The organism is Streptomyces sp. NPDC002580, assembly GCF_042889485.1.
In the GTDB taxonomy this organism is placed as follows: Bacteria; Actinomycetota; Actinomycetes; order Streptomycetales; family Streptomycetaceae; genus Streptomyces.
Genome location: NZ_JBIAQZ010000015.1, coordinates 40,724 through 65,006 on the forward strand (window position 1 = coordinate 40,724; position 24,283 = coordinate 65,006).

Here is a 24,283-nt window from a genome sequence, read left to right on the forward strand (position 1 = left end):
GTGTGGCGTCCGGGGTCGTCCTCGTGCCCCGATGTGTCGATGTCTTGACAAGTTCGGCGATGTGGGCGGATCTGTCGGGAGAGTCGGGCTAACCTGGCCAATCGGTGCGGGACGGGACGTCCCGCGCGAGGAGCGGGGGTTCGACCGGTCGTACGCGAGGTCGGTGGAACACTGGACCGTGGTCCGACGGGCGTGCAACGGTGCATGCTCCGGCTCGAATGCTCCCGTGCGCCCCCGTTCCGGGAACTGGGATCCCGGCCGAGCGCATCTCTGTGGGTAGTCAGAACGGGGACTCGGCGGAGGCGGGGGTTCCCTCGCTCCACGCCGAGAGGCCGGGGGGCCGCACGCGGGGAACAGTTGTGCACGTACGGGGGGAAGAGGGGGGAAAGAATGCCTCGTTGGAAGGACTTGCCGGATGAACTCGATCCGCAGGTCAAGGAGTTCGCCAGTCAGCTGCGACGGCTCGTCGACCGGAGCGGGCTGAACATCGCCGCGGTGGCCGACCGCACGGGCTACAGCAAGACGTCCTGGGAGCGGTACCTGAACGGCCGGCTGCTCGCGCCCAAGGGCGCGGTCGTCGCGCTGGCCGAGGTGACCGGGGCCAGTCCCGTGCATCTGACGACCATGTGGGAGCTCGCCGAGCGCGCCTGGAGCCGTTCGGAGATGCGCCACGACATGACGATGGAGGCGATACGGATCTCCCAGGCGCGGGCCGCGCTCGGGGAGTCCGGGCCGATTCCGGCGAAGGGCAGCGGCGGGCAGTCGGCGGCCCGCAGGAGCGGCGGGAGGACCGCGGCGCCCGCGACCGGGTCCGGGGGTCCCGTGGGGGCGCCGCCGATGGCACCGCCGTCGGTGCCGCTGCAGCCGTCCTCGCGGGACGGGGACGCGGTGTCGTACGGGGGGTCCTCGTCCGAGGGGGCCTCGGCGGCCGGTTCCGGTGGAGCCTCCGGCTCCTCGGCCGGTGCCGCGGGGCGGGCCGGTGGCGGCTGGGGGGTCGTCGCGTCGCCGTTCGACGGGTCGGCCGGGCAGTTCGGTCCGGCGGCTCCGGCGGGACCGGCTCGTGCGGCCGGGGGCTCGCCGCCGGAGGACGCGCGGCCTGTCGGTGCCGGTGGAGGTTCCGGCGCCGGATCCCGTTCTGGTTCCGGTTCGGGGGAGAGCGGCGCGCGGCGCAAGCGGCGGCTGACGATGTTCCTCGCCGGGGTCGTGGGCGCGCTGGTGGTCGTCTCGGCCGCCGTGTACCTCACGCGGGGTGGGGCGGACGATGCCGCCGGCGACAAGCCGAAGACGCCTTCGGCCTCCGCCAGTACGCAGCCCGATCTGCCGCCCGGGGTGAAGTGCGCCGGTGCCTCGTGCACCGGCAAGGACCCGGAGAACATGGGCTGCGGCGGTGAACTGGCCAAGACCGCGACCAGCGTGACCGTGGGGACGACGCTGGTGGAGGTGCGGTACAGCAAGACGTGCGGCACGGCGTGGGCTCGTATCACGCAGGCGGCGGCAGGGGACCGGGTCGAGGTGTCGTCGGGGGCCTCGGCGAAGCAGACGGGTGTGGTGGACGGGAACGCGGACGTGGACGCGTACACGCCGATGGTCGCGGTGAAGGACGCCGGGGACGCCACGGCTTGCGTGACGCTGGTGTCCGGTCAGAAGGGGTGCACGAAGTAGGGGTTCGCTCGTGCCGGTGTTCGCTGTTCGGCTTGGGGCCGGTGCGTTTCGGTTCTTCAGTCTTCGGCCGGGGGCAGGACTCAGTCCCTGCGGCGTTTGAGGAGCGGGGTCCGGGGCGGACCCCCGGGGTGGGTCGGGTAGGGGCGGCGGGGGCGGAGGAACGGTGGGTCCGGGTGGGGTGGAAAACCTCGGGAGTTGAGGATTGAGTTCCTCGGAAGGGGGCATGGGGACCGGTACCCCACGGGATCCGGTGGTCTCCGGTAACCCCTTTGGCGGTCGTCGGGCTCACCTTCTCCCGGGCCCGCGGCCGCCTTCCGGGGGGATCTGTGGGGTGGGCCACACGGACCCGGATGTCCGGGGTCCCGGATGCGCGATAGCCTGACGGCGGATCTCTCTTGACGCCGAGAGATCGATCATCGGAACCTTTGATCGATCATTGCGGTGGTTGCCAGGGACGATCCTGCACCCGGGGCAGGGACGCCCCACCGCCAGCTGTCATACGGAGAACGCCATGACCCGCACTCCCGTGAACGTCACCGTCACCGGCGCTGCCGGCCAGATCGGTTACGCCCTGCTCTTCCGCATCGCTTCCGGCCAGCTGCTCGGCGCGGACGTGCCGGTCAAGCTGCGGCTCCTGGAGATCACGCCGGCGCTGAAGGCCGCCGAGGGCACCGCCATGGAGCTCGACGACTGCGCCTTCCCGCTCCTTCAGGGCATCGACATCACGGACGACCCGAACGTCGCCTTCGACGGCACCAACGTCGGTCTGCTCGTCGGCGCCCGCCCGCGTACGAAGGGCATGGAGCGCGGTGACCTGCTCTCCGCCAACGGTGGCATCTTCAAGCCGCAGGGCAAGGCCATCAACGACAACGCCGCGGACGACGTCAAGATCCTGGTCGTCGGCAACCCGGCGAACACGAACGCGCTGATCGCCCAGGCCGCCGCCCCGGACGTACCGGCCGAGCGCTTCACCGCCATGACCCGTCTGGACCACAACCGCGCGCTGACGCAGCTCGCGAAGAAGACGGGCAGCACGGTCGCCGACATCCAGCGTCTGACCATCTGGGGCAACCACTCGGCCACCCAGTACCCCGACATCTTCCACGCCTCGGTCGCCGGCAAGAACGCCGCCGAGGTCGTGAACGACGAGAAGTGGCTCGCCGAGGAGTTCATCCCGACCGTCGCCAAGCGCGGCGCGGCGATCATCGAGGCCCGTGGCGCGTCCTCGGCCGCCTCGGCCGCCAACGCCGCCATCGACCACGTGTACACGTGGGTCAACGGCACGGCGGAGGGCGACTGGACCTCCATGGGTATCCCGTCGGACGGTTCGTACGGTGTGCCGGAGGGTCTCATCTCCTCCTTCCCCGTCACCACGAAGGACGGCCGGTACGAGATCGTCCAGGGCCTGGACATCAACGAGTTCTCCCGCAGCCGCATCGACGCCTCCGTGAAGGAGCTCGAGGAGGAGCGCGAGGCGGTTCGCGCCCTCGGCCTGATCTGATCCGACGTGAGGTGACCGGATCCGGTTCGGCCGGTCCGGTTCCGCCGTAGCGCGCACGATGCCCGGGTGGTTGTCACCACCCGGGCATCGCTGTGTTCCGGGGCGTGGAACCAACGGCGCCACGGGGCGGTGCGTACGGAAAGTACGTATCGAACGTGTGTGCTTTGTCCTCATAAAGAGGGGTGCCGTGGGCTGAATCCTCACTATCGTCGTCACGTACGGTCCGTCAGGGGGCAAGGGCACGGCAGGGGTTCGGCGGGAACGCGCCGAGGCCGCCGGGCGGGGCCGACGGGGAGCGGGGGGTGACGGGATGGCGCAGCGATGGGACGCGGACCGTCGGCAATGGGTCGACGACGGTACGGGACAGTCCGACGGCGGGGTCCGGGACGGTGCCGAGGCCGGCGGAGCGCCGCCGGACGGGGAGCGGCAGTGGTGGGCTGCGGCCACGCAGGTGGGTTCGCCGCGGCCCGACGCCTTCCCGCCCCCACCGCCGCAGCCGATGCCGCCCCAGCCTCCGCCGTGGCCGTCGCAGCAGCAGTCCCAGTCCTGGTCGCATCCGCAGGCGCCCCCGCAGTCCCAGCCGTGGCACGGGGACGCCGTGCCGCCCGGGGGCGGTCCGGCGCGACGGGCCGGTGACTCGCGCCGGCTGCTGCTGGTGATCGTGGCCGTGGCCGTGCTGGCCGGTGGGGTGGGCGGCGGTCTCTGGGCGCTGACCAGGGACGACCCGGCGGGGCGTCCGGACGCGGGTCCGACCGGCTCCGCGGTGACCGTCACGGCGGCACCGCCCGGTGCGAGTCCGGACACCCGGAACACCACCGGCAGCGAGGGCGTCTACGTCGACCCGTCCAGGGCCACGGTCCCGGACCCGTCGCCCGGGTACAGCCGGTCGGTCGATCCGCTCGGCTACACCGTGGACGTGCCGGACGGCTGGGTGCGCGACGAGACGCAGGGCAAGCTGGCGCCCGTCGTCACCTACACGGCCCCCGGCGGCGATCGTCGGCTCATGGTGTTCGAGGTCAAGGAGGTCTCCGCGACGGAGTCCTCGGCCCAGGCCCAGGAGATCGCGGAGGGGTTCAAGGGCTACCGGTACCTCGACCGGCGGAGCGGCGCGGACTGGACGGAGTTCAGCTACCGCTACGACAGCAGACAGTGGGGAGTCACCCAGACCGTCGACCACCGCTTCCGGGCCGCCGACGGCACGCCGTACGCCGTCGTGGCCAGCAGCCCGGCCGGCACGGATCTGACCGAGCAGCTCGCGACGGCCGTGAACTCCTTCTGCCCGACCGGGTTCGACTGCGCCGCTCTCTAAACCGTGCGCGGTTCCCCCGCCCCGGACCGGTCCCGGGCGCCGGGCAGCCGCTTCTCGAACCAGTGCGCCGCGTACACGTTGTCGTCGTACCGCGGGATCTCCGTGTAGCCGCACGCCCGGTACATCGCCCGGGCCTCGGTGAGCACGGCGTGCGTGTCGAGCCGTACGACCGTGAAGTCCCGCTCGGCGGCCCGCTGTTCGAGACCGTCGAGGACGCGGCGCCCCAGGCCGAGCCGGCGGGCGCCGGGACGCACCCACACATGGCGGATCTCGCCCACCCCGGGAGCGAGCCCGCGCAGCGCGCCGCAGGCCACGGGCCGGCCCTCCTCGTAGGCGACCAGGAAGGCGCCCGCGTCGCCCGACACCTCCTCGGGCCGGACCAGGGCGCCGGGATCGAAGCCCTCGGGGAACCGTTCGTCGAGGTCGGCCGCGTACGCGGCGAGGCAGGCGCGGGCGTCGGGGGAGGCGCCGTCGACGGTCTCGACGGTGATGGCGGCGAGGCGGAGCAGTCGGTGCGCCGAGTCGAGGGCCGCGGTCAGCTCCGCGCGCCGGGGCGCGGTGAGGCCGCCGAGCAGGCCCTCGGCCAGTTCGTCGGCCCGCCGGTTCTGCTCCGCCACCTCGGCCCGCCCGGCGGGCGTGAGCTCCGCGACCCGCAGTCGGCTGTCGCCGGGATGGACGCTCACCCGGACGACGCCCTGTGACTCCAGGGCCCGGACCATCCGGCTCAAGTACCCGGCGTCCAGGCCGAGCCGGGCCCGGAGGTCCCGCAGGGAGGCTCCCGTGGCGCCGATCTCGAACAGCAGCCGGGCCTCGCCCAGGGGCCGGTCCTGGCCGAGGTAGTGGTCGTCGAGCACTCCGATGCGCCGGGTGAAGTAGCGGTTGAAGCGCCGCAGTGCCGTCACCTGGCCCGCTTCCACGGGCTCCATCCCCAGCTCCATCTCGGGCTCCGCCTCCCTCACCGGTTTCGCCTCCGGATCGCTGTTTCTTTGACTTTAGTCAAAGAGAAGGAGGGTGTCTATCGGTCGTTCTCGTCCGTTCTCGGTCGATTTTTCCGTGACCCGGCGCACTTTTGGTGACGGATTGTGCATGCGTCCGGGGGCGGAGGGCAGGCGCTCACAGCTCCCGGGAGTCGCGTTCACGTGACACGGGGGCGTCGAACAGGAACGGAAGGCAACACCGATCATGGCCGGACAGCAGGCAGAACAGACCATCCACGTGGGCGGCGAGTGGCGCCCGGCGCTCTCCGGGGCGACGCGCGGGATCCTCGACCCCGCGGACGCCGAGCCGTTCGCCGTGGTCGCGGAGGGTGACGAGAGGGACGCGGACCTCGCGGTCGCGGCCGCGCGCCGCGCCTTCGACGAGGGCCCCTGGCCGCGCACCCCCGTCACCGAGCGCGCCGCCCTGCTGCGCCGTGTCGCCGACCTCCTCGTCCGCGACCGCGAGGAACTCGGGCTGCTGGAGAGCCGGGACGCGGGCAAGACCGTGGCGGAGGGGCGGGTCGACATCGACTGCGTCGCCGACGCCTTCCGCTGCTTCGCCGACCTGGTGGTGGGCGAGGGCGGCGGGCGCGTGGTGGACGCCGGGTCCCGCGAGGTCCACAGCGTCGTCGTGCACGAACCCGTCGGCGTGTGCGCGCTGATCACGCCCTGGAACTACCCGCTCCTCCAGGCTAGTTGGAAGATCGCCCCGGCTCTCGCCGCCGGGAACACCTTCGTCGTCAAGCCGAGCGAGATCACCCCGCTGACCACGGTCGCCCTGCTCCGCCTGCTGGCCGAGGCCGGGCTCCCGGCCGGGGTCGCGGGCCTCGTCACCGGCCCCGGACACACCGTCGGCGCCCGCCTCGCCGAGCACCCCGACGTCGACCTCGTGTCGTTCACCGGCGGTCTCGCCAGCGGGACGAAGGTGGCCCGCGCCGCCGCCGACACCGTCAAGAAGGTCGCGCTCGAACTCGGCGGCAAGAACCCCAACGTCGTCTTCGCCGACGCCTGCGCCACGGAGGAGGGGTTCGACACCGCCGTCGACCAGGCACTCAACGCCGCGTTCATCCACAGCGGCCAGGTGTGCTCGGCCGGTTCACGGCTCATCGTCGAGGAGTCGCTGCGCGAGCGGTTCGTCGCCGAACTCGCCCGCAGGGCCGGTGCCGTCCGGCTCGGCCGCGGCACCGAGGACGGCGTCGAGTGCGGGCCGCTCGTCTCCGAGCAACAGCGGGCGAAGACCGAGGCGTACGTCGCCTCGGCGCTGGCCGAGGGCGCGGTGCTGCGGACCGGCGGCAAGCGGCCCGAACCGTCCGGAGTCCGGCCCGCCGGCGGGTACTTCTACGAGCCGACCGTCCTCGACCACTGCCACCGGGGGATGCGCGTCGTCCGCGAGGAGGTCTTCGGGCCCGTCCTGACCGTGGAGACCTTCACCACCGAGGCCGAGGCCGTCGCCCTCGCCAACGACACCGAGTACGGCCTCGCGGGCGCCGTCTGGACCGCCGACGCGGGCCGCGCCCGCCGGGTCGCGGGCCTGCTGCGCCACGGCACCGTCTGGATCAACGACTTCCACCCCTATCTCCCGCAGGCGGAGTGGGGCGGCTTCGGCAGGAGCGGCGTCGGGCGCGAACTCGGCCCGGCCGGGCTCGCCGAGTACCGCGAGACCAAGCACGTCTACCAGAACCTCGCGCCGAAGCCGGTCCGCTGGTTCGCCGGCTGACCCGGCACCCGTCCCGCGGGCCTCCGCACCCGCGTCGCCTCTCCGACACCCCCACGGCACAAGGCACTTGGAGCACCACTTCATGTCCCAGCACGAGAAAACGTACGACTACGTCGTCATCGGCGGCGGCACGGCGGGCTCCGTGATCGCGTCCCGCCTCACCGAGAACCCGGACGTCACCGTCGCCGTCGTCGAGGGCGGCCCCAGTGACGTGGGCCGCGACGACGTCCTCACCCTGCGCCGCTGGACGGACCTGCTCGGCGGGGAGCTCGACTACGACTACCCGACCACCGAACAGCCGCGCGGCAACTCGCACATCCGGCACAGCCGCGCCCGGGTGCTCGGCGGCTGCTCGTCGCACAACACGCTGATCGCGTTCAAGCCGCTGCCGTCCGACTGGGACGAGTGGGAGGCGGCCGGCGCCGAGGGCTGGGGCGCGGAGCCGATGGAGCCGTACTACGCGCGGCTCCTCAACAACATCGTCCCGGTCGACGAGAAGGACCGGAACGCCGTCGCGAGGGACTTCGTGGAGGCCGCGCGGTCGGCGCTCGGCGTGCCCCGTGTGGAGGGCTTCAACCGGCGGCCGTTCACCGAGGGCGTCGGCTTCTTCGACCTCGCGTACCACCCGGAGGACAACAAGCGGTCGAGCGCCTCGGTGGCCTACCTGCACCCGGTGATGGACGAACGCCCCAACCTGACACTGCTGTTGGAGACGTGGGCGTACCGGCTGGAACTCGACGGGACCAGGGTCACCGGAGTCCACGTCCGCACGAAGGACGGCGAGGAGGTCCTCATCGGCGCGAGGAGCGAGGTCCTGCTCTGCGCCGGCGCCGTCGACTCGCCGCGCCTGCTGCTGCACTCCGGCATCGGACCCGCCGGCGACCTGGAGGAGCTGGACATCCCGGTCACCCACGATCTCCCGGGCGTCGGGGAGAACCTGCTCGACCACCCCGAGTCGGTGATCGTCTGGGAGACGGACGGGCCGATCCCGGAGAACTCCGCGATGGACTCCGACGCGGGCCTGTTCGTACGTCGCGACCCCGAACAACCCGGCCCGGACCTGATGTTCCACTTCTACCAGGTGCCCTTCACCGACAACCCCGAGCGCCTCGGCTACGAACGCCCCGCGCACGGCGTCTCGATGACGCCCAACATCCCCAAGCCCCGCAGCCGCGGCCGCCTCTACCTGACCAGCGCCGACCCGGCCGTCAAACCCGCCCTCGACTTCCGGTACTTCACGGACGAGGACGACTACGACGGCCGTACGCTCGTCGACGGCATCAAGATCGCCCGCGAGATAGCCGCGGCCGAGCCGCTCGCCCGCTGGCTCAAGCGCGAGGTGTGTCCCGGCCCCGGCATCACGGACGACGAGGAACTGAGCGCGTACGCACGCCAGGTCGCGCACACCGTGTACCACCCGGCGGGCACCTGCCGGATGGGCGGGCCCTCGGACGAACTCGCGGTCGTGGACCCCGAACTGCGCGTCCGCGGCCTCGACGGCATCCGGATCGCCGACGCCTCCGTCTTCCCGACCATGCCCGCCGTGAACCCGATGGTCGGGGTGCTCATGGTCGGGGAGAAGGCCGCCGATCTGATCGGAGGCGGTGCCCGATGAGTACGCCGACGACGAGCGCCGAGGGCGCCACCGAAGGCAGCCCCGGCGGCACCGCCGGAAGCCGCTCCGGGAGCACGGCGACCGCCGGCCCGAGCACGGCGACCCCGGCCGCGGAAACGGGGAACGCCTTCGGGGACACGGGGAACACCCCCGTCTTCTCCGTGCGCAACCTGTGGAAGGTCTTCGGTCCGAAGGCCGACCGCGTCCCCGCGGACCCCGAACTCGCCGCTCTCGGCCCGGCCGAGCTGCGCGCGGCCACCGGCTGCACCGCCGCCGTCCGCGATGTCGGCTTCGACGTCCACAAGGGCGAGGTCTTCGTCGTCATGGGCCTGTCCGGCTCCGGCAAGTCCACGCTGGTGCGCTGCCTCACCCGGCTGATCGAGCCCACCTCGGGGCACCTCACGATCGACGGCGAGGACGTCCTCGCGATGGACCGGGTCCGGCTGCGCGAACTGCGCCGCCACCGCGCCGCCATGGTCTTCCAGCACTTCGGTCTGCTGCCGCACCGGTCCGTGCTGGACAACGTCGCCTACGGCCTGGAGATCCAGGGCGTCCCGCGCGAGGAACGCCGGGCGAAGGCCGCCGGGATCGTCGCCAAGGTCGGTCTGGAGGGCATGGAGGAGCGCAGGCCGGGACAGCTGTCGGGCGGTCAGCAGCAGCGTGTCGGACTGGCCCGCGCGCTCGCCGTCGACCCCGAGGTCCTGCTCTTCGACGAGCCGTTCAGCGCGCTCGACCCGATGATCCGGCGCGACATGCAGGAGGAGGTCGTCCGGCTGCACCGCGAGGAGGGCCGCACGATGGTCTTCATCACCCACGACCTGACCGAGGCCCTGCGCCTCGGCGACCGCATCGCCCTGATGCGCGACGGGCGGATCGTCCAGCTCGGCACCCCCGAGGAGATCGTCGGCTCGCCGGCCGACGACTACGTCCGCGAGTTCGTCCGGGACGTGCCCCGCGAGCAGGTCATGACGGTCCGCACGGTCATGCGGGACGGGGGCTGCGGCGCGCCGGAGCACTCCGGCGGACCGGACCACCCCGCCGGGCTCGCCCCCGACACCGTGGTCGCCGAAGCCATCAGGGCCGTCGCCCTCACGGGGAGACCTGCCTGCGTCGTACGGGACGGCCGCTGCCTCGGCGTCGTCGACCACGAGCGGCTGCTCCGCGTCGTGGCCGGGGCGGACCCGCGGGACGGGCGGCCGGACGCCACCCGCACCGGCGCGGACCCGGACGGCGGTCCGGACCGGCGCACCGGCCCGGACCAGTGCACGGGGCCGGACCCGCTCAGCACCCCTGCCCCGCTCAGCGGTCCTGCCCCGCTTACCGGTCAGGGCCCGCGCAAGGAGGCGGTGTGAGATGGCAGCGGTCACCGCATCCGTTCCCCGCGCCGGCCTTCCCGGCCGCCTCAGGCACCGTCCGGCCGTCGGCAAGCTCCTGCTCCTGGCCGTCCTCGCCGTCGTCGCCGCCGTGCTGGTGCCCCTCGCCGACGCCGGACGGGCAGACGGGGGCTGGCCCGACGCGCTGACCGTCGATCTGACCGGCCCGCTCGGCGGAGCCGGCGACTGGATCATCGACAACCGCGACAGCCACCCGCTGTTCCTGTACTTCTTCGGCCACGTCAGCAACGCCGTCGTCCTCTCCGTGCGCGGGGTCTACCTCGCGCTCCTCGCGGCGGGCTGGGCCGGGGTGACCGCCGTGGCCGCCCTCGTGGCCTGGCGCGCGGCGGGCGTCCGCCTGGCGCTCGGCACCGCCGCCGCGTTCCTCGCCTGCGGGCTCCTCGGCATGTGGGTGCCCACCCTGCAGACGCTGGCCGTCATGGTGGTCGCCGTCCTCGCCTCCGTCGTCCTGGGAGCGCTGCTCGGCCTCGCCGCCGGGCTCTCCGACCGCACCCACCGGGCACTGCGCCCCGTCCTCGACACCATGCAGGTGCTCCCGGCGTTCGCGTACCTGCTGCCCGTCGTGCTGGTCTTCGGCATCGGCGTCCCCGCGGCCGTGCTCGCCACCGTCGTCTACGCCGCCCCGCCCATGGCCCGGCTCACCGCGCTCGGCCTGCGCGACGCGGACGAGGGCGTGATGGAGGCCGTCGCCTCGCTCGGCGCCACGGCCCGCCAGCGCCTGCTCACCGCCCGCCTCCCGCTGGCCCGCAAGGAACTCCTCCTCGGCCTCAACCAGACGATCATGATGGCGCTGTCCATGGCCGTCATCGCCTCCGTGATCGGCGCCGGCGGGCTCGGTGACCGCGTCTATCAGGCCCTGGCCTCCGTCGACGTGGGCGCCGCGCTCGCCGCCGGCATCCCGATCGTGCTCCTCGCCGTCGTCCTCGACCGGGTCACGGCCGCGGCGGGCGAGCGGCTCGGCGAGGCCCGCGAGAGCGGCCCCTGGGTGTACGCGGCGGTCGCCGCCGGGGCCGTCGCGGTCGCCGGACGTCTCGCGGGACGGCTGGACTGGCCCGACGCGTGGGTGGTCGGCATCGCCGGGCCGGTGAACCGTGCCGTCGACTGGATGACCGGCCACCTCTACTCCGGTGTCCCGTACATCGGCGGCACCGCCGACTGGGCGGGCCGCTTCACCACCTGGGTCCTCGACCCGCTCCGGGACGGCCTGCAGTGGCTGCCCTGGTGGTCGGTCCTGCTGATCGTCGCCGCACTCGCCTGGCTGATCGGCACCTGGCGCACCGCGCTCACCGCCGTCCTCGCGATGGCCGCGATCGGCGTGCTGGGCGTGTGGAAGCCGTCCCTCGACACGCTCTCGCAGGTACTCGCGGCCGTCGCCGTGACCCTCGTGCTCGGCTTCGCCACCGGTGTCGCGGCCGCCCGCAGCGAGCGGTTCGAGCGGCTGCTCCGGCCCGTCCTCGACGTCTGCCAGACCCTGCCGCAGTTCGTGTACCTCATCCCCGTGGTCGCGCTGTTCGGCGTCGGCCGCGCCCCCGCCGTCGCCGCCGCGGTCGTCTACGCGCTGCCCGCCGTCGTCCGCGTCACCACCCAGGGACTGCGCGCCGTCGACCCGGCGGCACTGGAGTCCGCGCGCTCCCTCGGGGCGACCCCGTGGCAGCAACTGCGCCAGGTCCAGCTGCCGTTGGCGCGCCCCGCCCTCCTGCTCGCCGTCAACCAGGGGGTCGTCCTGGTGCTCGCCGTCGTCATCATCGGCGGTCTCGTCGGCGGCGGCGCGCTCGGCTACGACGTCGTGTTCGGCCTCGCCCAGGGGGATCTGGCCACCGGCCTGGTCGCGGGCGCCGCCATCGTCTGCCTCGGCCTGATGCTCGACCGGGTCACCCAGCCGACCGGGCGCCGCGCGAAGAAGGGAGCCTGACATGGGACTTCGTGTCCGTACGACCTCCACGGTGGCCGGGGCCTCGGCCCTGCTGCTGCTCACCGGCTGCGGCGCCGCCGACATGACCGAGCAGGCCTCGCCCTTCGCGAACGCCCAGGGCGCGAGGACGGTGACCCTGTCCGTGCAGTCCTGGGTCGGCGCCCAGTCGAACGTGGCCGTGGCGCAGTACCTCCTCGAACACGAGCTGGGCTATCGCGTCGACACCGTCCAGGTCGACGAGGTACCCGCCTGGGACGCGCTCAGCCAGGGCCGCGTCGACGCGATCCTGGAGGACTGGGGCCACCCCGACCAGGAGAAGCGCTACGTCGAGGACAAGAGGACGATCGCGTCCGGCGGGGACCTGGGCGTGACCGGCCACATCGGCTGGTACGTCCCGACGTACTTCGCCAAGCAGCACCCCGACGTCACGGACTGGAAGAACCTGAACAAGTACGCCGGCCGGATGCGCACGCCCGAGAGCGGCGGCAAGGGACAGCTCCTCGACGGTTCCCCGTCGTACGTCACCAACGACAAGGCGCTGGTGGCCAACCTGAAGCTGGACTACCAGGTGGTGTTCGCCGGTTCGGAGGCCGCGCAGATCACGCAGATGAAGCAGTTCGCGAAGGAGCGGAAGCCCTTCCTCACGTACTGGTACTCCCCGCAGTGGCTGTTCGAGAAGGTCCCCATGACCGAGGTGAAACTGCCCGCCTACAAGGAGGGCTGCGACGCCGACGCGGCGAAGGTCGCCTGCGCCTACCCGCACACCCCGCTGAAGAAGTACCTGAACGCCGACTTCGCGAGGACCGGCGGCAGGGCCGCGGCCTTCCTGAAGAAGTTCGAGTGGACCACCGAGGACCAGAACGAGGTCTCCCTGATGATCGCCGACGACAAGCTGACGGCCCAGGAGGCGGCGAAACGGTGGGTGGACCGGCACGCGTCGACATGGCGGGCGTGGCTGCGGTCCTAGGTCCTGTCGGGGCGCGGTGCGGGGGGAGGGGGCCGGGAACGAGCGGTCCTCGTCCCTCGGCCGGCGTCGGGTGCCCCATGGAGAGCGCTTCTATGGGCGGCGCCCCCATGGATGGCACGCCCATGGAGACCCGCCCCATAGGGATCAGCCCCATGCGGACCGGTGCCACGAGGGCCGGCGCGGCGCGGGCCGACCTGGCCGGGCGACTCGCGGAGGCCCGGCCGGCCCGGTCTACCTCAGCCTCGCCGCGATGTCCGCCAGCGCCTCGGCGGCCCGGCGCTGCAACCCGGGTCCGAACGTGACCCGTGTGGCCCCCCGCTCACCCAGTTCGCCGACCGGAACTCCGTCGAGCCGGGCGAACACGTTCAGCGGCCCGCGGATACCCGACCGCAGTACGGGGATCACCTCGGGCGGTGCCCCGATCGGGTACACGCAGTCCGCGCCCGCGGCGACGTACAGCGCGGCCCGCTCGACGGCCCGCTCCGGATTCCCGTCCCCGTACGCGAACACGTCGACGCGGGCGTTGAGGAAGAGCCGGTCCGCCGCCGCGCTCCGCACCTCGGCCAGCCAGTCGGCGTGCCGCGCCGCGTCCTTGAGGACGCCGCCTTCGGAGTCCTCCAGGTTGCAGCCGACGGCGCCCGCCTCCAGCAGCCGTTCCACCAACTCCCCGGGCGCCAGCCCGTAGCCGTCCTCGACATCCGCCGACACCGGCACGTCGACCGCCCGGACGATCCGGGCGACGGCGGCGAACATCTCGTCGGGGGGCGTCTCCCCGTCCGCGTACCCGAGCGAGGCGGCGACCCCGGCACTCGGTGTGGCGAGCGCGGGGAACCCCGCGTCCCTGAACACCCGGGCGCTCGCGGCGTCCCAGGGCCCGGGCAGCACCAGCGGATCACCCGGCGCGCGGCCGTGGTGCAGCGCGCGGAACGCCTCGGCCCCGGTCACCACGCCGTACTCCCCGAGGGCTCGCGCCGCGACGTCACTTGTACTGGCCCGCCTGGTAGTGGCCGGGCACCAGGCGGCAGGTCACGCCGAACCGGTTCCAGGCGTTGATCACCGTGATCGAGGCGATCAGCTGCGCCAGGTCGGCCTCCTCGAAGTGCCGGGCCGCGCGGGCGTAGACCTCGTCCGCGACGAATCCCTCCGTCAGCACGGTCACCGCCTCGGTCAGCTCGATCGCCGCGATCTCCCGCTCGGTGTAGAAGTGCCGCGACTCCTCCCACGCGGCGAGCTGCACGATGCGCTCCACGCTCTCGCCCGCCGCGAGCGCGTCCTTGGTGTGCATGTCCAGACAGAACGCGCAGTGGTTGAGCTGCGAGGCACGGATCTTCACCAGCTCCAGGAGCACGGGGTCCACCCCCTGCCGGGCCGCCGCGTCCAGCCTGACCATCGCCTTGTAGACGTCGGGGGCGAGTTTCGCCCAGTCCAGCCGGGGGGCGCGCTCGGGCGCGTACCGGGCGCTCCCGCCGTCGGCCGTCGCGGTGGTCCGACCGGTCGGCGCCTTGGGGGTGTTCTGTGCTGTCATGTCCTGGGTTGTCATGTGATCCACCCTACGAGATGAGTAGCCCAGGGGTATGGTCCATTTCCATGGCGAGAACATGGGCCACTCTGGGCGTCGACCTGCATGTGGAGCCGGCCGGCCCCGGAGTGCGCAGAGGACTCACGGAAGCGCTGCGCGAGGCGGTCCGCAGCGGGCGGCTGGCCCCGGGGACCCGTCTCCCGTCCTCCCGTTCGCTCGCCGCCGACCTGGGCGTCGCCCGCAACACGGTGGCCGACGCCTACGCCGACCTTGTCGCCGAGGGATGGCTCACCGCGCGCCAGGGCTCGGGCACCCAGGTGGCCGGGCGGGCGGTCGTGCGACCGGCGCCGGAGGCCGCGCCGCCCCGCCGCGCGCCGGGCGGTCCCCGCTACGACCTCGTCCCCGGCCGCCCCGACCTCGCCTCCTTCCCGCGGGCCGCCTGGCTCAAGGCGGCCCGCCGCGCCCTGGCCGCCGCACCGCACGAAGCCCTCGGCTACGGCGACCCGCGCGGACGCCCCGAACTGCGGACCGCCCTCGCGGGCTACCTCTCCCGCGCCCGCGGGGTCCGGGCCGACCCGGACCGCATCGTGATCTGCTCCGGCTTCTCAGACGGACTGACGCTGCTCGGCGCGGTTCTGCGGGGGCGGGGTCTGCGCTCCATCGCCGTGGAGTCGTACGGCCTGGACGTGCACTGGAACCTCCTGCACCGGTCGGGCCTGCGCACGGTGCCCCTGCCGTTCGACGAACTCGGCACCGACACCCGGGACATGGCGGGTGCACGAGCCGTCCTGCTCACCCCCGCGCACCAGTTCCCGCTGGGCGTGCCGCTGCACCCGGACCGCCGGGCCGCCGTCGTCGGCTGGGCCCGTCGCACCAGGGGGCTCGTCCTGGAGGACGACTACGACGGCGAGTTCCGCTACGACCGGCAGCCGGTCGGCGCGTTGCAGGGACTGGACCCCGACCACGTCGTCTACCTGGGCACCGCGAGCAAGTCCCTGGCGCCCGCGCTGCGGCTGGGCTGGCTGGTGCTGCCGCCGTCCCTGGCGGACGAGGTCATCTCCCTGAAGGGGGAGGGCGGTTGGTCCACCGGAGTGCTGGACCAGCTGACCCTGGCCGAGTTCATCACCTCCGGCGCCTACGACCGCCACGTCCGCTCCGCCCGGCTGCGCTACCGGCGCCGCCGGGACGCCCTCGTGGCCGCGCTCACGGACCGTGCCCCCGCCGTGCACGCCACCGGCATCGCGGCCGGGTTGCACGCGGTGCTCCGGCTCCCGCCGGGCACCGAGCGGGCGGTCGTCGAGGCCGCCGTCTGGCAGGGCCTGGCGGTCCACGGTCTCGACCGCCACCGCCACCCCGGCGCTGCCGTCGCGGCCCAGGACGCCCTGGTCGTCGGCTACGGCACCCCGCCGGACCACGCGTGGTCCGGCGCGCTGGACGCGCTGTGCCGGGCGCTGCCCTGAGGCCGGCCGGGTGGGCCGGGGTTCACGTGGAGGGGGCCACCGGCTCGGTCTCCGGCGCCTCGCCGAACCGCGCCAGCGCCAGGGCCCCGGCCACCGCGACCGCGAAGCCGAGCACGGCGAGCCAGGCCAGCCCCTCGCGGGTGCGGTCGCCCAGCCACACCACCCCGACCAGCGCGGGCCCGATGGTCTCGCCGATGACCAGCCCGGCGGTGGCCGTCGTCACCGAACCCCGTTGCAGGGCCGTGGTGAGCAGCAGGAAGGCCGCCCCGCCACCGATCAGCAGCGCGTACGTCGCCGGGTTGGCCAGCAGCGTCCCCGGATCCAGGTCCTCGATGAGCCGCACCGCGACCTCGACCACGCCGAACCCGAACCCGGCCCCGAGGCCCAGGGCGAGCGCCCGCCCCCGGTCGGGGAGCCGGCCGCCGACGAGGCCCAGAACCAGGACGGCCACGGACGTCCCGAGGACCGCGTACTTCAGCCCCAGGGACCCGGTCCGGTCCCCCTCCGCGCCGGACGCCAGCCCCAGCATCGCGAGCCCCGCGCACACCACCGCCACGGCGCCCCACTCGACCCCGCTCAGCCGTACGTGGAGCAGCCGCGAGGCCACCACCGCGGTCACGGCCAGGCTGGCGGCGAGGGCCGCGCCGACGGCGTAGATCGGGAGCGACCGCAACGCGATGATCTGCAGCAGGAATCCGACCCCGTCGAGGGCGAGCCCCGCCAGATAGCGCCACTCGCGCAGCGCGCGCAGCAACAGGGCCGCCGCCCCGCCGGCCCCGCCGCCCGTACCTCCCTCGCCCGCCGCCCGCGCGGCCATCGCCTGGAGGACCGTCGCCGTACCGAAACAGACCGAGGCACCAAGGGCGCACACCATTCCAAAGAGCACGAAGCGACTGTAGGGGGCGGCGCTTCTCCGGGGGCCGCCATTGACCCGCCGTCGGGGATCTCTAATCTGTTTCTCTTCGGTCGAACCTGAAGCGCATTGATCAAACGGGGGAACGGAAATGGCAGACATGCGACGGCAGCTCCGCTCGGGCACGGTCGTCCTCGGCGGTATGGGACTCCTCGCGGCGGCACTCACCGCCTGCTCCTCGGACCCCGACAAGCGCTGCGTCGACCGCGACAGCTACAACGCGGACAAGGGCTACAAGGTCGTCGCCGACGAGAACTGCAAGTCCACCAGAACCTCGTCCGGCGGCGTCTGGTACTACGGCGGCGACAAGAAGAGCAGCTGGGTCGACGGCGGCTCCCTGACCAAGCCCGCCAAGGGCTCGGGCGGTTCGGGCGGCGGCGTCCACCGCGGCGGTTTCGGCGGCGGCAAGGGCGGCTCCGGCGGCTGATCGCCGGACGCGCCCACCGGGCGGACCCGCGGCGGACGATCCCGGCCCCACCCTCCCGCCGGACGACCCGCCCGTACGCGGGGCCGCGGCGCGGCAGCGGGAGCCCCGCACGCGACGCGCCCGCACACGGCGTGTCCGACCCGCCCGTGACCGCGGCGCCCGCACACGCGGGTCCGGCCCACACCGGTACGCCACGCACCGGGCGTGCACGAACGCGCTCGCCACTCCGGCCGACCACCAGCCCGACCGCCCCGCCGAACAGGGAACCCACGCCCCATGGAACGCCACACCATCGCCCCCCGCCCCGGCTGGCAGCAGATCGTCGAGGCGCAGGGACTCGTCTACCCGCTCACCCGCCACCCCGACGACTCCCTGCGCCCCTACTGGGACGAGAGCGCCTACTACGCCTTCTCGCTCGCCGAGGTGGAGGCGCTGGAGGAGGTCGTCGAGGAACTCCACGGCATGTGCCTGGCGGCGGCCGGTCACATCGTCGAGCGGGGACGCTTCGCCGACCTCGGGATCGACGATCCGCGGGTCGCCGAGGCCGTCGCCGAGTCCTGGCACCGCCGCGCCGAACTCCCTTCCGTGTACGGCCGTTTCGACCTCCGCTACGACGGCACCGGCCCGGCGAAGCTCCTCGAGTACAACGCCGACACGCCGACCTCGCTGGTCGAGGCCGCGAGTCCCCAGTGGTTCTGGATGGAGGACCGCTTCCCCGGCGCCGACCAGTGGAACTCCCTGCACGAGCGTCTCGTCGCCGCCTGGAAGAAGCAGGGCGCCCTCCTTCCGCCGGGCAGCCCCCTGTACTTCGCGCACTCCGCCGCCGACGAGCTCGGCGAGGACCTGATGACGGTCGGCTATCTGAAGGAGACCGCGGAACAGGCCGGCCTCGCCACCGACTGGATCTCGATGGAGGAGATCGGCTGGGACCCCCTCTCCGGCCGGTTCGTCGACAACCGGCTCGGCTTCATCCGCAGCTGCTTCAAGCTCTACCCCTGGGAGTGGCTCACCTCCGACGAGTTCGCCGGCCACGTCCTGGACACCCTCGACAACGGCGGCGGCACCGGTACGACCCTGTGGATCGAGCCCGCCTGGAAGATGCTCCTGTCCAACAAGGCCCTCCTCGCCGTCCTGTGGGAGCTCTACCCGGACCACCCGAACCTGCTCCCCGCCTACCTCGACGGTCCTCGCGAGCTGGCCCGCACGAACGGGTACGTCGCCAAGCCGCTGCTCGGCCGCGAGGGCGCCGGGGTGACGATCCACGAACCCGGCGCCGACCCCGTCGTCCGCGAGGAGGACTGCTGCTACCAGGAGCTGGCACCGCTCCCGGCCTTCGACGGCAACCGTGTCGTCCTCGGCGCCTGGGTCGTCGAGGACGAGTCGGCGGGCCTCGGTATCCGGGAGTCGTCCGGCCCGATCACGGACGAGTACGCCCGCTTCCTGCCCCACGTGATCCTCTAGCCGCCGGGGACCCGCCGGGATTCGCCCCTACGCGCCCAGGACCGCCCGCAGCTGGGCGAGACCCCAGTCCAGGTCCTCCTCGCTGATCACCAGGGGCGGGGCGATCCGCACGGTGACGCCGTGGGTGTCCTTGACGAGGACGCCCCGGTCCATCAGCTTCTCGGAGACCTCCCGGCCCGTGCCGTGCGCCGGTGCGATGTCGACGCCCGCCCACAGCCCGCGCCCGCGCACCGCGGTGACCTGGCCCGAGTCCTTCAACCGGCCCAGCTCATGGTGCAGATGCTCGCCGAGCTCCGCCGCCCGCCGCTGGTACTCACCCGAACGCAGCATCGCGATCACCTCCAGCGCCACCGCGCAGGCCAGCGGGTTCCCCCCGAACGTCGACCCGTGCTCCCCGGGCCGGAACACGCCGAGCACCTCCGCGCTCGACACCACCGCGGACACGGGCACCACCCCGCCCCCGAGCGCCTTCCCGAGGACGTACATGTCCGGCACCACGCCCTCGTGCTCGCACGCGAACGTGACGCCGGTCCGGCCCAGCCCCGACTGGATCTCGTCCGCGACGAACAGCACGTTCCGCTGCCGCGTCAGCTCCCGCACGGCCGGCAGGTAACCGGCCGGCGGCACCAGCACCCCCGCCTCCCCCTGGATCGGTTCGAGCAGGACGGCCACCGTGTTCTCCGTGACCGCCGCCCGCATCGCCGTCAGGTCCCCGTACGGCACGATCTCGAAGCCCGGCGTGTACGGGCCGAAGTCGGCCCGCGCCTCCGGGTCCGTCGAGAAGCTGATGACCGTCGTCGTCCGCCCGTGGAAGTTGTTGCCCGCGACCACGATCTTCGCCATCTCGGCCGGGACGCCCTTGACCCGGTACCCCCACTTCCGGGCCGTCTTCACCGCCGTCTCCACCGCCTCCGCGCCGGTGTTCATGGGCAGCACCATCTCCATGCCGCACAGGGACGCCAGCTCCCGGCAGAAGTCCCCGAACCGGTCGTGGTGGAACGCCCGCGAGGTCAGCGTCACCCGGTCCAGCTGGGCCTTCGCCGCCTCGATCAGCCGCCGGTTGCCGTGGCCGAAGTTCAGCGCCGAATAGCCGGCCAGCATGTCGAGGAAGCGGCGCCCCTCGACATCCGTCATCCAGGCTCCGTCCGCCGTCGCCACGACGACCGGCAGCGGGTGGTAGTTGTGCGCGCTGTGCGCGTCGGCCGAGGCGATGAAGGCCTCCGTCGTCGCCCTGGCATCCATAGCGGTCACGGGAACTCCGTTCTCTGACGAGCGGCGCGGGGAGTGGCGCGGTCTTTCCCGGCACGCCGCACGGCGCGTTCTCCCCGCAACGGGCACGGACGCCCGCGCGGGGATGGGCTTGTGGCCTATTTCCTATCGTCGCTCGCATGGTGGACCGGGGACCCCGGTGATCCGGCGCGCCCGGTACGCTGACGGCGGGGCCGTGACTGGCGCGCTGGGATGGGACCGACCATCGGGGAGCGGCACCCGCGCTGTGGCTTCACCGGGGCGATCCCCGGACCTCTGAGCGGAGAAACAGGCCGTCCCGAGGGGACCCGGAGTGTCCGGGCGAGGAGTCGTGGCAACCGAGTGCCGTGCGCCTGGGCCGACCCGTGAACGCTGAACGCCACGTCCGGAGGCCGTCATGCCAGAGCCCCTTTCCACCGAGTCCACCGCCTTCCGCAGCGCCCTCGACGTGATCAGGGCCGTGGAGCCCCGCGTCGCCGACGCCATCGGCCAGGAAGTCGCCGACCAGCGCGACATGCTCAAACTGATCGCCTCGGAGAACTACGCCTCCCCGGCCACCCTGCTGGCCATGGGCAACTGGTTCAGCGACAAGTACGCCGAGGGCACCGTCGGCCGCCGCTTCTACGCCGGCTGTCGCAACGTCGACACCGTCGAGTCCCTCGCCGCCGAGCACGCCCGCGAACTGTTCGGCGCCGAACACGCCTACGTCCAGCCGCACTCCGGCATCGACGCCAACCTCGTCGCCTTCTGGGCCGTCCTCGCCGCCCGCGTCGAGGTACCGGCCCTGGCCGCGGCCGGTGTCCGGGGCGTCAACGACCTCTCCGAGGCCGACTGGGCCGAACTGCGCCGGGCCTTCGGCAACCAGCGCATGCTCGGCATGTCCCTGGACGCCGGCGGCCACCTCACCCACGGCTTCCGCCCGAACATCTCAGGAAAGATGTTCGACCAGCGCTCCTACGGCACCGACCCCGCGACCGGCCTCATCGACTACGAGGCCCTGCGCGCCTCCGCCCGCGAGTTCAAGCCGCTGATCATCGTCGCCGGCTACTCCGCCTACCCCCGCCTGGTGAACTTCCGGATCATGCGGGAGATCGCCGACGAGGTCGGCGCCACGCTCATGGTCGACATGGCCCACTTCGCCGGCCTGGTCGCGGGCAAGGTCCTCACCGGTGACTTCGACCCGGTTCCGCACGCCCAGATCGTCACCACCACCACGCACAAGTCGCTCCGCGGCCCGCGCGGCGGCATGGTCCTGTGCGACGAGTCCCTCGCCGAGCAGGTCGACCGCGGCTGCCCGATGGTCCTCGGCGGTCCCCTCCCGCACGTCATGGCCGCCAAGGCCGTCGCGCTCGCCGAGGCCCGCCGCCCCGAGTTCCGCGGCTACGCGCAGGCCGTCGTCGACAACGCCCGCGCCCTCGCCGAGGGCCTGATGCGGCGTGGCGCCACCCTGGTCACCGGCGGCACCGACAACCACCTCAACCTCATCGACGTCGCCACCTCGTACGGCCTGACCGGCCGCCAGGCCGAGTCCGCCCTGCTCGACTCGGGCATCGTCACCAACCGCAACGCCATCCCCGCCGACCCCAACGGCGCGTGGTACACCTCCGGCATCCGCATCGGCACCCCCGCGCTGACCACCCGCGGGCTCGGCGTCACCGAGATGGACGAGATCGCCGGTCTGATCGACCGCGTCCTCACCACCGCCGAGGCCGGCACCACCGCCAAGGGTGCCCCCTCCAAGGCCCAGCACGTCCTGGACGCGAAGATCTCCGACGAGATCGCCCACCGGGCCACCGACCTGCTCGCCGGCTTCCCGCTCTACCCGGAGATCGACCTCGGCTGACCCGCCGCACCCGGGCCGGTCCGGTCTCGTCCCCGCGCCGGGCCCCCCGGCCCGAGGCGCTCGGGCGGGCCGGTCCGGCCGGTCACTGGACCTCGATCAGCTCCTGGCGTGTCACCAGCAGCGGCCCGGCGTTCTCGCGCCGGGCCCGGAACGCCGCCTGGCAGATGAACCACGTGGCCCCGGCACCGAGCGCCACGCCCGCCGCGAGCCCGGGCACCGCCCACATCGCCGGGTCCGGCGCCACCCGGGTGGCGGACACGACCGATCTGGAGCCGAAGAGTCTTCCTTCCTTCATCAGCTCGTCGAACACCGAACGGGACGCCGAATGCCAGCGGATCTCGTGGTTCATCGAGTCCGGTGACAGGTTCGACCGCACCCACGGCGTACCGTCCACGGAGAGGTACACCTGGTCCTGGCGCGCGATGGTGACGTCGCCGCCCGGTGTCCGATGGGCGGTCCGCGTCCCGTCCCCGGGCCCCGTGACCCCCCAGATCACCGTGGCCTGGGGTTCGGGGAGGTGGCCGTCCTTCCATCCGTCGGGCGCCTTCTGCGTTCCCGTGTACCGGGGCGACAGCAGCCGCCACAGCCGTCCGAAGTCCTGGTCCTCGTTGTGGAGGGTGGTCGTCCGTCCGGTGTCGCCCGCGATGGTCAGGGCGACGTCCGGGCTTTCCGCCGAGGTGCTCCGCGCGGCCTGCTCCGCGCTGTCGGGGACCGCAGGCGCTGCCACCGGCGCACCGGCCGTCGGGCCGGCCACGGCGTACGGTGCCGCCGACACCACCGCCGCGGCGGTCGCCCCCAAAGCCCCGACCACCGTGACCACTTGACGAAGCCCGCGCATGGAACCCCCAAACGGCCGACGCAGAGTCGGCCCGCACACCGTTGTGCCAATTTCCTGGGTGCGCCGACGGACCCACCGGGGTTCCCCACGACGGTGACGTCCGAGCCGCGCTCCGCCCTGCCGATTCCGGTACCGGGCGCTCCGGCATTCTTAAACACCGGTGACCTCGAAAGACACCCCCTCCAGCAGGAATGTCACCTCACCGTTGCACTTGCCTGACGATCAGTGATCAATTGGCGCTCAGTTGAGCGAAATGGTGACCGTCTGTGCCGACGGGCCGGAGACCCGGAGGACGCGGTTCCCGGGACCAGGCACACCGGTCCATCCGAGTCCCGTCTCTTTCCGGCCAGTTCCGGAGCGGGCCGCCGCACCTGAGAGAATGGTGGGCATGGCCTCTGACAGTCCTCGCGTGCTCTCCGGAATCCAGCCCACGGCAGGCTCGTTCCACCTCGGCAACTACCTCGGCGCCGTCCGTCAGTGGGTGGCCCTCCAGGAGTCCCACGACGCGTTCTACATGGTCGTCGACCTGCACGCGATCACGATTCCGCAGGACCCCGCGGACCTGCGCGCCAACACCAGGCTCGCCGCCGCGCAACTGCTCGCGGCCGGTCTCGACCCGGAGCGCTGCACGCTCTTCGTCCAGAGCCACGTCCCCGAGCACGCGCAGCTCGCCTGGATCATGAACTGCCTGACCGGTTTCGGCGAGGCGTCGCGCATGACCCAGTTCAAGGACAAGTCCGCGAAGCAGGGCGCCGACCGGGCGAGCGTCGGCCTCTTCACGTACCCGGTCCTCCAGGTCGCGGACATCCTGCTGTACCAGGCGAACGAGGTCCCGGTCGGCGAGGACCAGCGCCAGCACATCGAACTCACCCGCGACCTCGCGGAGCGCTTCAACGGCCGCTTCGGCGAGACGTTCACGGTCCCCAAGCCGTACATCCTCAAGGAGACGGCGAAGATCTTCGATCTCCAGGACCCGTCGATCAAGATGAGCAAGTCGGCGTCGACGCCGAAGGGGCTCATCAATCTGCTCGACGACCCGAAGGCGACGGCCAAGAAGGTCAAGAGCGCGGTCACGGACACGGACACCGTCATCAGGTATGACACGGAGGGGAAACCGGGTATCAGCAATCTGCTGACCATCTACTCGACCCTCACCGGGACCGGAATCGGGGAACTTGAGCAGAAGTACGCCGGCAAGGGCTACGGTGCGCTGAAGACGGACCTCGCCGAGGTGATGACCGACTTCGTGACGCCGTTCCGTGAGCGCACCCAGCAGTTCCTGGACGACCCGGAGACCCTCGACTCGATCCTGGCCAAGGGCGCCGAGAAGGCCCGCGCCGTCGCCGCGGAGACCCTCTCCCAGGCGTACGACAGGGTCGGATTCCTGCCCGCCAAGCACTGACGCCGGTGCCGTCACCGCACCCGCGGCCACCCGGCCGCCGTGCGGTGACGGCAGGACCCCTACCACAGCCACCTCGGCAGTCAGTACGAGACGAGCGCGACACTCGTACGGCCGCCGA

Annotated in this window: 19 protein-coding genes; 13 read left to right on the forward strand and 6 right to left on the reverse strand. The window is 72.7% G+C overall.

The genetic code is table 11. The annotated features are described in order from the left end of the window. The first annotated feature begins 390 nt into the window (after nucleotides 1–390). The 3 genes from ACFYW7_RS34630 (at nucleotide 391) to ACFYW7_RS34640 (ending at nucleotide 4,472) form a co-directional block, all read left to right on the forward strand. On the forward strand, nucleotides 391–1,662 hold the full coding sequence (locus ACFYW7_RS34630) for an XRE family transcriptional regulator (protein WP_389509824.1): 1,272 nt from the start codon (nucleotides 391–393) through the stop codon (nucleotides 1,660–1,662). 511 nt (nucleotides 1,663–2,173) lie between these two features. Then, nucleotides 2,174–3,163 carry a malate dehydrogenase gene (locus ACFYW7_RS34635; protein WP_389509826.1) on the forward strand — a complete coding sequence of 330 codons (990 nt, stop codon included), beginning with the start codon at nucleotides 2,174–2,176 and terminating at the stop codon, nucleotides 3,161–3,163. A 310-nt stretch (nucleotides 3,164–3,473) separates the two neighbouring features. Then, nucleotides 3,474–4,472, forward strand: a complete 999-nt coding sequence (locus ACFYW7_RS34640; protein WP_389509828.1) for a hypothetical protein — start codon at nucleotides 3,474–3,476, stop codon at nucleotides 4,470–4,472. Here ACFYW7_RS34640 and ACFYW7_RS34645 read toward each other — a convergent pair. Next, nucleotides 4,469–5,398, reverse strand: a complete 930-nt coding sequence (locus tag ACFYW7_RS34645) for a GNAT family N-acetyltransferase (RefSeq protein ID WP_389509830.1) — start codon at nucleotides 5,396–5,398, stop codon at nucleotides 4,469–4,471. The two genes, ACFYW7_RS34640 and ACFYW7_RS34645, sit on opposite strands and share 4 nt — an antisense overlap. 256 nt (nucleotides 5,399–5,654) lie before the next feature. Between ACFYW7_RS34645 and ACFYW7_RS34650 the strand changes: the two genes are divergently transcribed. The 5 genes from ACFYW7_RS34650 to ACFYW7_RS34670 all read left to right on the forward strand — a co-directional run bounded on the left by ACFYW7_RS34650 (nucleotide 5,655) and on the right by ACFYW7_RS34670 (nucleotide 13,054). Continuing rightward, a complete protein-coding gene (locus tag ACFYW7_RS34650; protein WP_389509832.1) occupies nucleotides 5,655–7,166 on the forward strand; it encodes an aldehyde dehydrogenase family protein in 1,512 nt (503 codons plus the stop codon). A gap of 82 nt (nucleotides 7,167–7,248) precedes the next feature. After that, on the forward strand, nucleotides 7,249–8,781 hold the full coding sequence (locus ACFYW7_RS34655) for a GMC family oxidoreductase (RefSeq protein ID WP_389509834.1): 1,533 nt from the start codon (nucleotides 7,249–7,251) through the stop codon (nucleotides 8,779–8,781). A gap of 161 nt (nucleotides 8,782–8,942) precedes the next feature. Further along, the gene (locus tag ACFYW7_RS34660) at nucleotides 8,943–10,133 is read left to right on the forward strand and encodes a glycine betaine/L-proline ABC transporter ATP-binding protein (RefSeq protein ID WP_389509989.1); all 1,191 of its coding nucleotides are present in this window, start codon (nucleotides 8,943–8,945) and stop codon (nucleotides 10,131–10,133) included. A gap of 1 nt (nucleotide 10,134) precedes the next feature. Then, nucleotides 10,135–12,087, forward strand: coding sequence for an ABC transporter permease (locus tag ACFYW7_RS34665; RefSeq protein ID WP_389509836.1), 1,953 nt, complete (start codon nucleotides 10,135–10,137; stop codon nucleotides 12,085–12,087). Nucleotide 12,088: 1 nt separating this feature from the next. Beyond that, nucleotides 12,089–13,054: an ABC transporter substrate-binding protein gene (locus ACFYW7_RS34670; protein ID WP_389509838.1), complete on the forward strand. Its 966-nt coding sequence runs from the start codon at nucleotides 12,089–12,091 to the stop codon at nucleotides 13,052–13,054. 231 nt (nucleotides 13,055–13,285) lie between these two features. On the opposite strand, the gene ACFYW7_RS34675 is transcribed toward ACFYW7_RS34670, so the two are convergent. Both ACFYW7_RS34675 and ACFYW7_RS34680 read right to left on the reverse strand, forming a co-directional pair. Beyond that, nucleotides 13,286–13,999: an isocitrate lyase/phosphoenolpyruvate mutase family protein gene (locus ACFYW7_RS34675; protein ID WP_389509991.1), complete on the reverse strand. Its 714-nt coding sequence runs from the start codon at nucleotides 13,997–13,999 to the stop codon at nucleotides 13,286–13,288. 34 nt (nucleotides 14,000–14,033) lie between these two features. Then, a complete protein-coding gene (locus tag ACFYW7_RS34680) occupies nucleotides 14,034–14,579 on the reverse strand; it encodes a carboxymuconolactone decarboxylase family protein (protein ID WP_389509993.1) in 546 nt (181 codons plus the stop codon). Nucleotides 14,580–14,641: 62 nt separating this feature from the next. Here ACFYW7_RS34680 and ACFYW7_RS34685 point away from each other — a divergent pair, with 62 nt between their 5' ends. Then, the gene (locus ACFYW7_RS34685) at nucleotides 14,642–16,033 is read left to right on the forward strand and encodes a PLP-dependent aminotransferase family protein (RefSeq protein WP_389509840.1); all 1,392 of its coding nucleotides are present in this window, start codon (nucleotides 14,642–14,644) and stop codon (nucleotides 16,031–16,033) included. A gap of 22 nt (nucleotides 16,034–16,055) precedes the next feature. On the opposite strand, the gene ACFYW7_RS34690 is transcribed toward ACFYW7_RS34685, so the two are convergent. Beyond that, on the reverse strand, nucleotides 16,056–16,907 hold the full coding sequence (locus ACFYW7_RS34690; RefSeq protein ID WP_389509995.1) for a hypothetical protein: 852 nt from the start codon (nucleotides 16,905–16,907) through the stop codon (nucleotides 16,056–16,058). Between the two features lie 130 nt (nucleotides 16,908–17,037). Here ACFYW7_RS34690 and ACFYW7_RS34695 point away from each other — a divergent pair, with 130 nt between their 5' ends. Beyond that, nucleotides 17,038–17,373 carry a hypothetical protein gene (locus ACFYW7_RS34695; RefSeq protein ID WP_389509842.1) on the forward strand — a complete coding sequence of 112 codons (336 nt, stop codon included), beginning with the start codon at nucleotides 17,038–17,040 and terminating at the stop codon, nucleotides 17,371–17,373. Between the two features lie 276 nt (nucleotides 17,374–17,649). Further along, entirely contained in the window at nucleotides 17,650–18,834 is a 1,185-nt protein-coding gene (locus tag ACFYW7_RS34700; RefSeq protein ID WP_389509844.1) for a glutathionylspermidine synthase family protein, read from the forward strand. A 27-nt stretch (nucleotides 18,835–18,861) separates the two neighbouring features. Here the strand turns inward: ACFYW7_RS34700 and rocD are convergent, their stop codons facing one another. Next, complete coding sequence (rocD, locus tag ACFYW7_RS34705) at nucleotides 18,862–20,076, reverse strand: ornithine--oxo-acid transaminase (RefSeq protein WP_389509997.1); 1,215 nt, start codon at nucleotides 20,074–20,076, stop codon at nucleotides 18,862–18,864. Between the two features lie 403 nt (nucleotides 20,077–20,479). On the opposite strand from rocD, the gene ACFYW7_RS34710 reads away from it, so the two are divergent. Next, a complete protein-coding gene (locus tag ACFYW7_RS34710; protein ID WP_389509846.1) occupies nucleotides 20,480–21,925 on the forward strand; it encodes a glycine hydroxymethyltransferase in 1,446 nt (481 codons plus the stop codon). An 82-nt stretch (nucleotides 21,926–22,007) separates the two neighbouring features. On the opposite strand, the gene ACFYW7_RS34715 is transcribed toward ACFYW7_RS34710, so the two are convergent. Continuing rightward, nucleotides 22,008–22,763: a hypothetical protein gene (locus tag ACFYW7_RS34715; protein ID WP_389509848.1), complete on the reverse strand. Its 756-nt coding sequence runs from the start codon at nucleotides 22,761–22,763 to the stop codon at nucleotides 22,008–22,010. Nucleotides 22,764–23,151: 388 nt separating this feature from the next. On the opposite strand from ACFYW7_RS34715, the gene trpS reads away from it, so the two are divergent. Further along, nucleotides 23,152–24,165 (forward strand): tryptophan--tRNA ligase, encoded by a 1,014-nt coding sequence (gene trpS, locus ACFYW7_RS34720; protein WP_389509850.1) that lies wholly within the window; start codon nucleotides 23,152–23,154, stop codon nucleotides 24,163–24,165. Nucleotides 24,166–24,283: the final 118 nt, after the last annotated feature.

What these genes read in the sequence shown, in the direction of transcription:
- ACFYW7_RS34630 (WP_389509824.1), top strand. Translation starts at nt 391, where the DNA reads ATGCCTCGTTGGAAGGACTTGCCGGATGAACTCGATCCGCAGGTCAAG.
- ACFYW7_RS34635 (WP_389509826.1), top strand. Translation starts at nt 2,174, where the DNA reads ATGACCCGCACTCCCGTGAACGTCACCGTCACCGGCGCTGCCGGCCAG.
- ACFYW7_RS34640 (WP_389509828.1), top strand. Translation starts at nt 3,474, where the DNA reads ATGGCGCAGCGATGGGACGCGGACCGTCGGCAATGGGTCGACGACGGT.
- ACFYW7_RS34645 (WP_389509830.1), bottom strand. Translation starts at nt 5,398, where the DNA reads ATGGAGCCCGTGGAAGCGGGCCAGGTGACGGCACTGCGGCGCTTCAAC.
- ACFYW7_RS34650 (WP_389509832.1), top strand. Translation starts at nt 5,655, where the DNA reads ATGGCCGGACAGCAGGCAGAACAGACCATCCACGTGGGCGGCGAGTGG.
- ACFYW7_RS34655 (WP_389509834.1), top strand. Translation starts at nt 7,249, where the DNA reads ATGTCCCAGCACGAGAAAACGTACGACTACGTCGTCATCGGCGGCGGC.
- ACFYW7_RS34665 (WP_389509836.1), top strand. Translation starts at nt 10,135, where the DNA reads ATGGCAGCGGTCACCGCATCCGTTCCCCGCGCCGGCCTTCCCGGCCGC.
- ACFYW7_RS34670 (WP_389509838.1), top strand. Translation starts at nt 12,089, where the DNA reads ATGGGACTTCGTGTCCGTACGACCTCCACGGTGGCCGGGGCCTCGGCC.
- ACFYW7_RS34680 (WP_389509993.1), bottom strand. Translation starts at nt 14,579, where the DNA reads ATGACAGCACAGAACACCCCCAAGGCGCCGACCGGTCGGACCACCGCG.
- ACFYW7_RS34685 (WP_389509840.1), top strand. Translation starts at nt 14,642, where the DNA reads ATGGCGAGAACATGGGCCACTCTGGGCGTCGACCTGCATGTGGAGCCG.
- ACFYW7_RS34690 (WP_389509995.1), bottom strand. Translation starts at nt 16,907, where the DNA reads ATGGTGTGCGCCCTTGGTGCCTCGGTCTGTTTCGGTACGGCGACGGTC.
- ACFYW7_RS34695 (WP_389509842.1), top strand. Translation starts at nt 17,038, where the DNA reads ATGGCAGACATGCGACGGCAGCTCCGCTCGGGCACGGTCGTCCTCGGC.
- ACFYW7_RS34700 (WP_389509844.1), top strand. Translation starts at nt 17,650, where the DNA reads ATGGAACGCCACACCATCGCCCCCCGCCCCGGCTGGCAGCAGATCGTC.
- rocD (WP_389509997.1), bottom strand. Translation starts at nt 20,076, where the DNA reads ATGGATGCCAGGGCGACGACGGAGGCCTTCATCGCCTCGGCCGACGCG.
- ACFYW7_RS34710 (WP_389509846.1), top strand. Translation starts at nt 20,480, where the DNA reads ATGCCAGAGCCCCTTTCCACCGAGTCCACCGCCTTCCGCAGCGCCCTC.
- ACFYW7_RS34715 (WP_389509848.1), bottom strand. Translation starts at nt 22,763, where the DNA reads ATGCGCGGGCTTCGTCAAGTGGTCACGGTGGTCGGGGCTTTGGGGGCG.
- trpS (WP_389509850.1), top strand. Translation starts at nt 23,152, where the DNA reads ATGGCCTCTGACAGTCCTCGCGTGCTCTCCGGAATCCAGCCCACGGCA.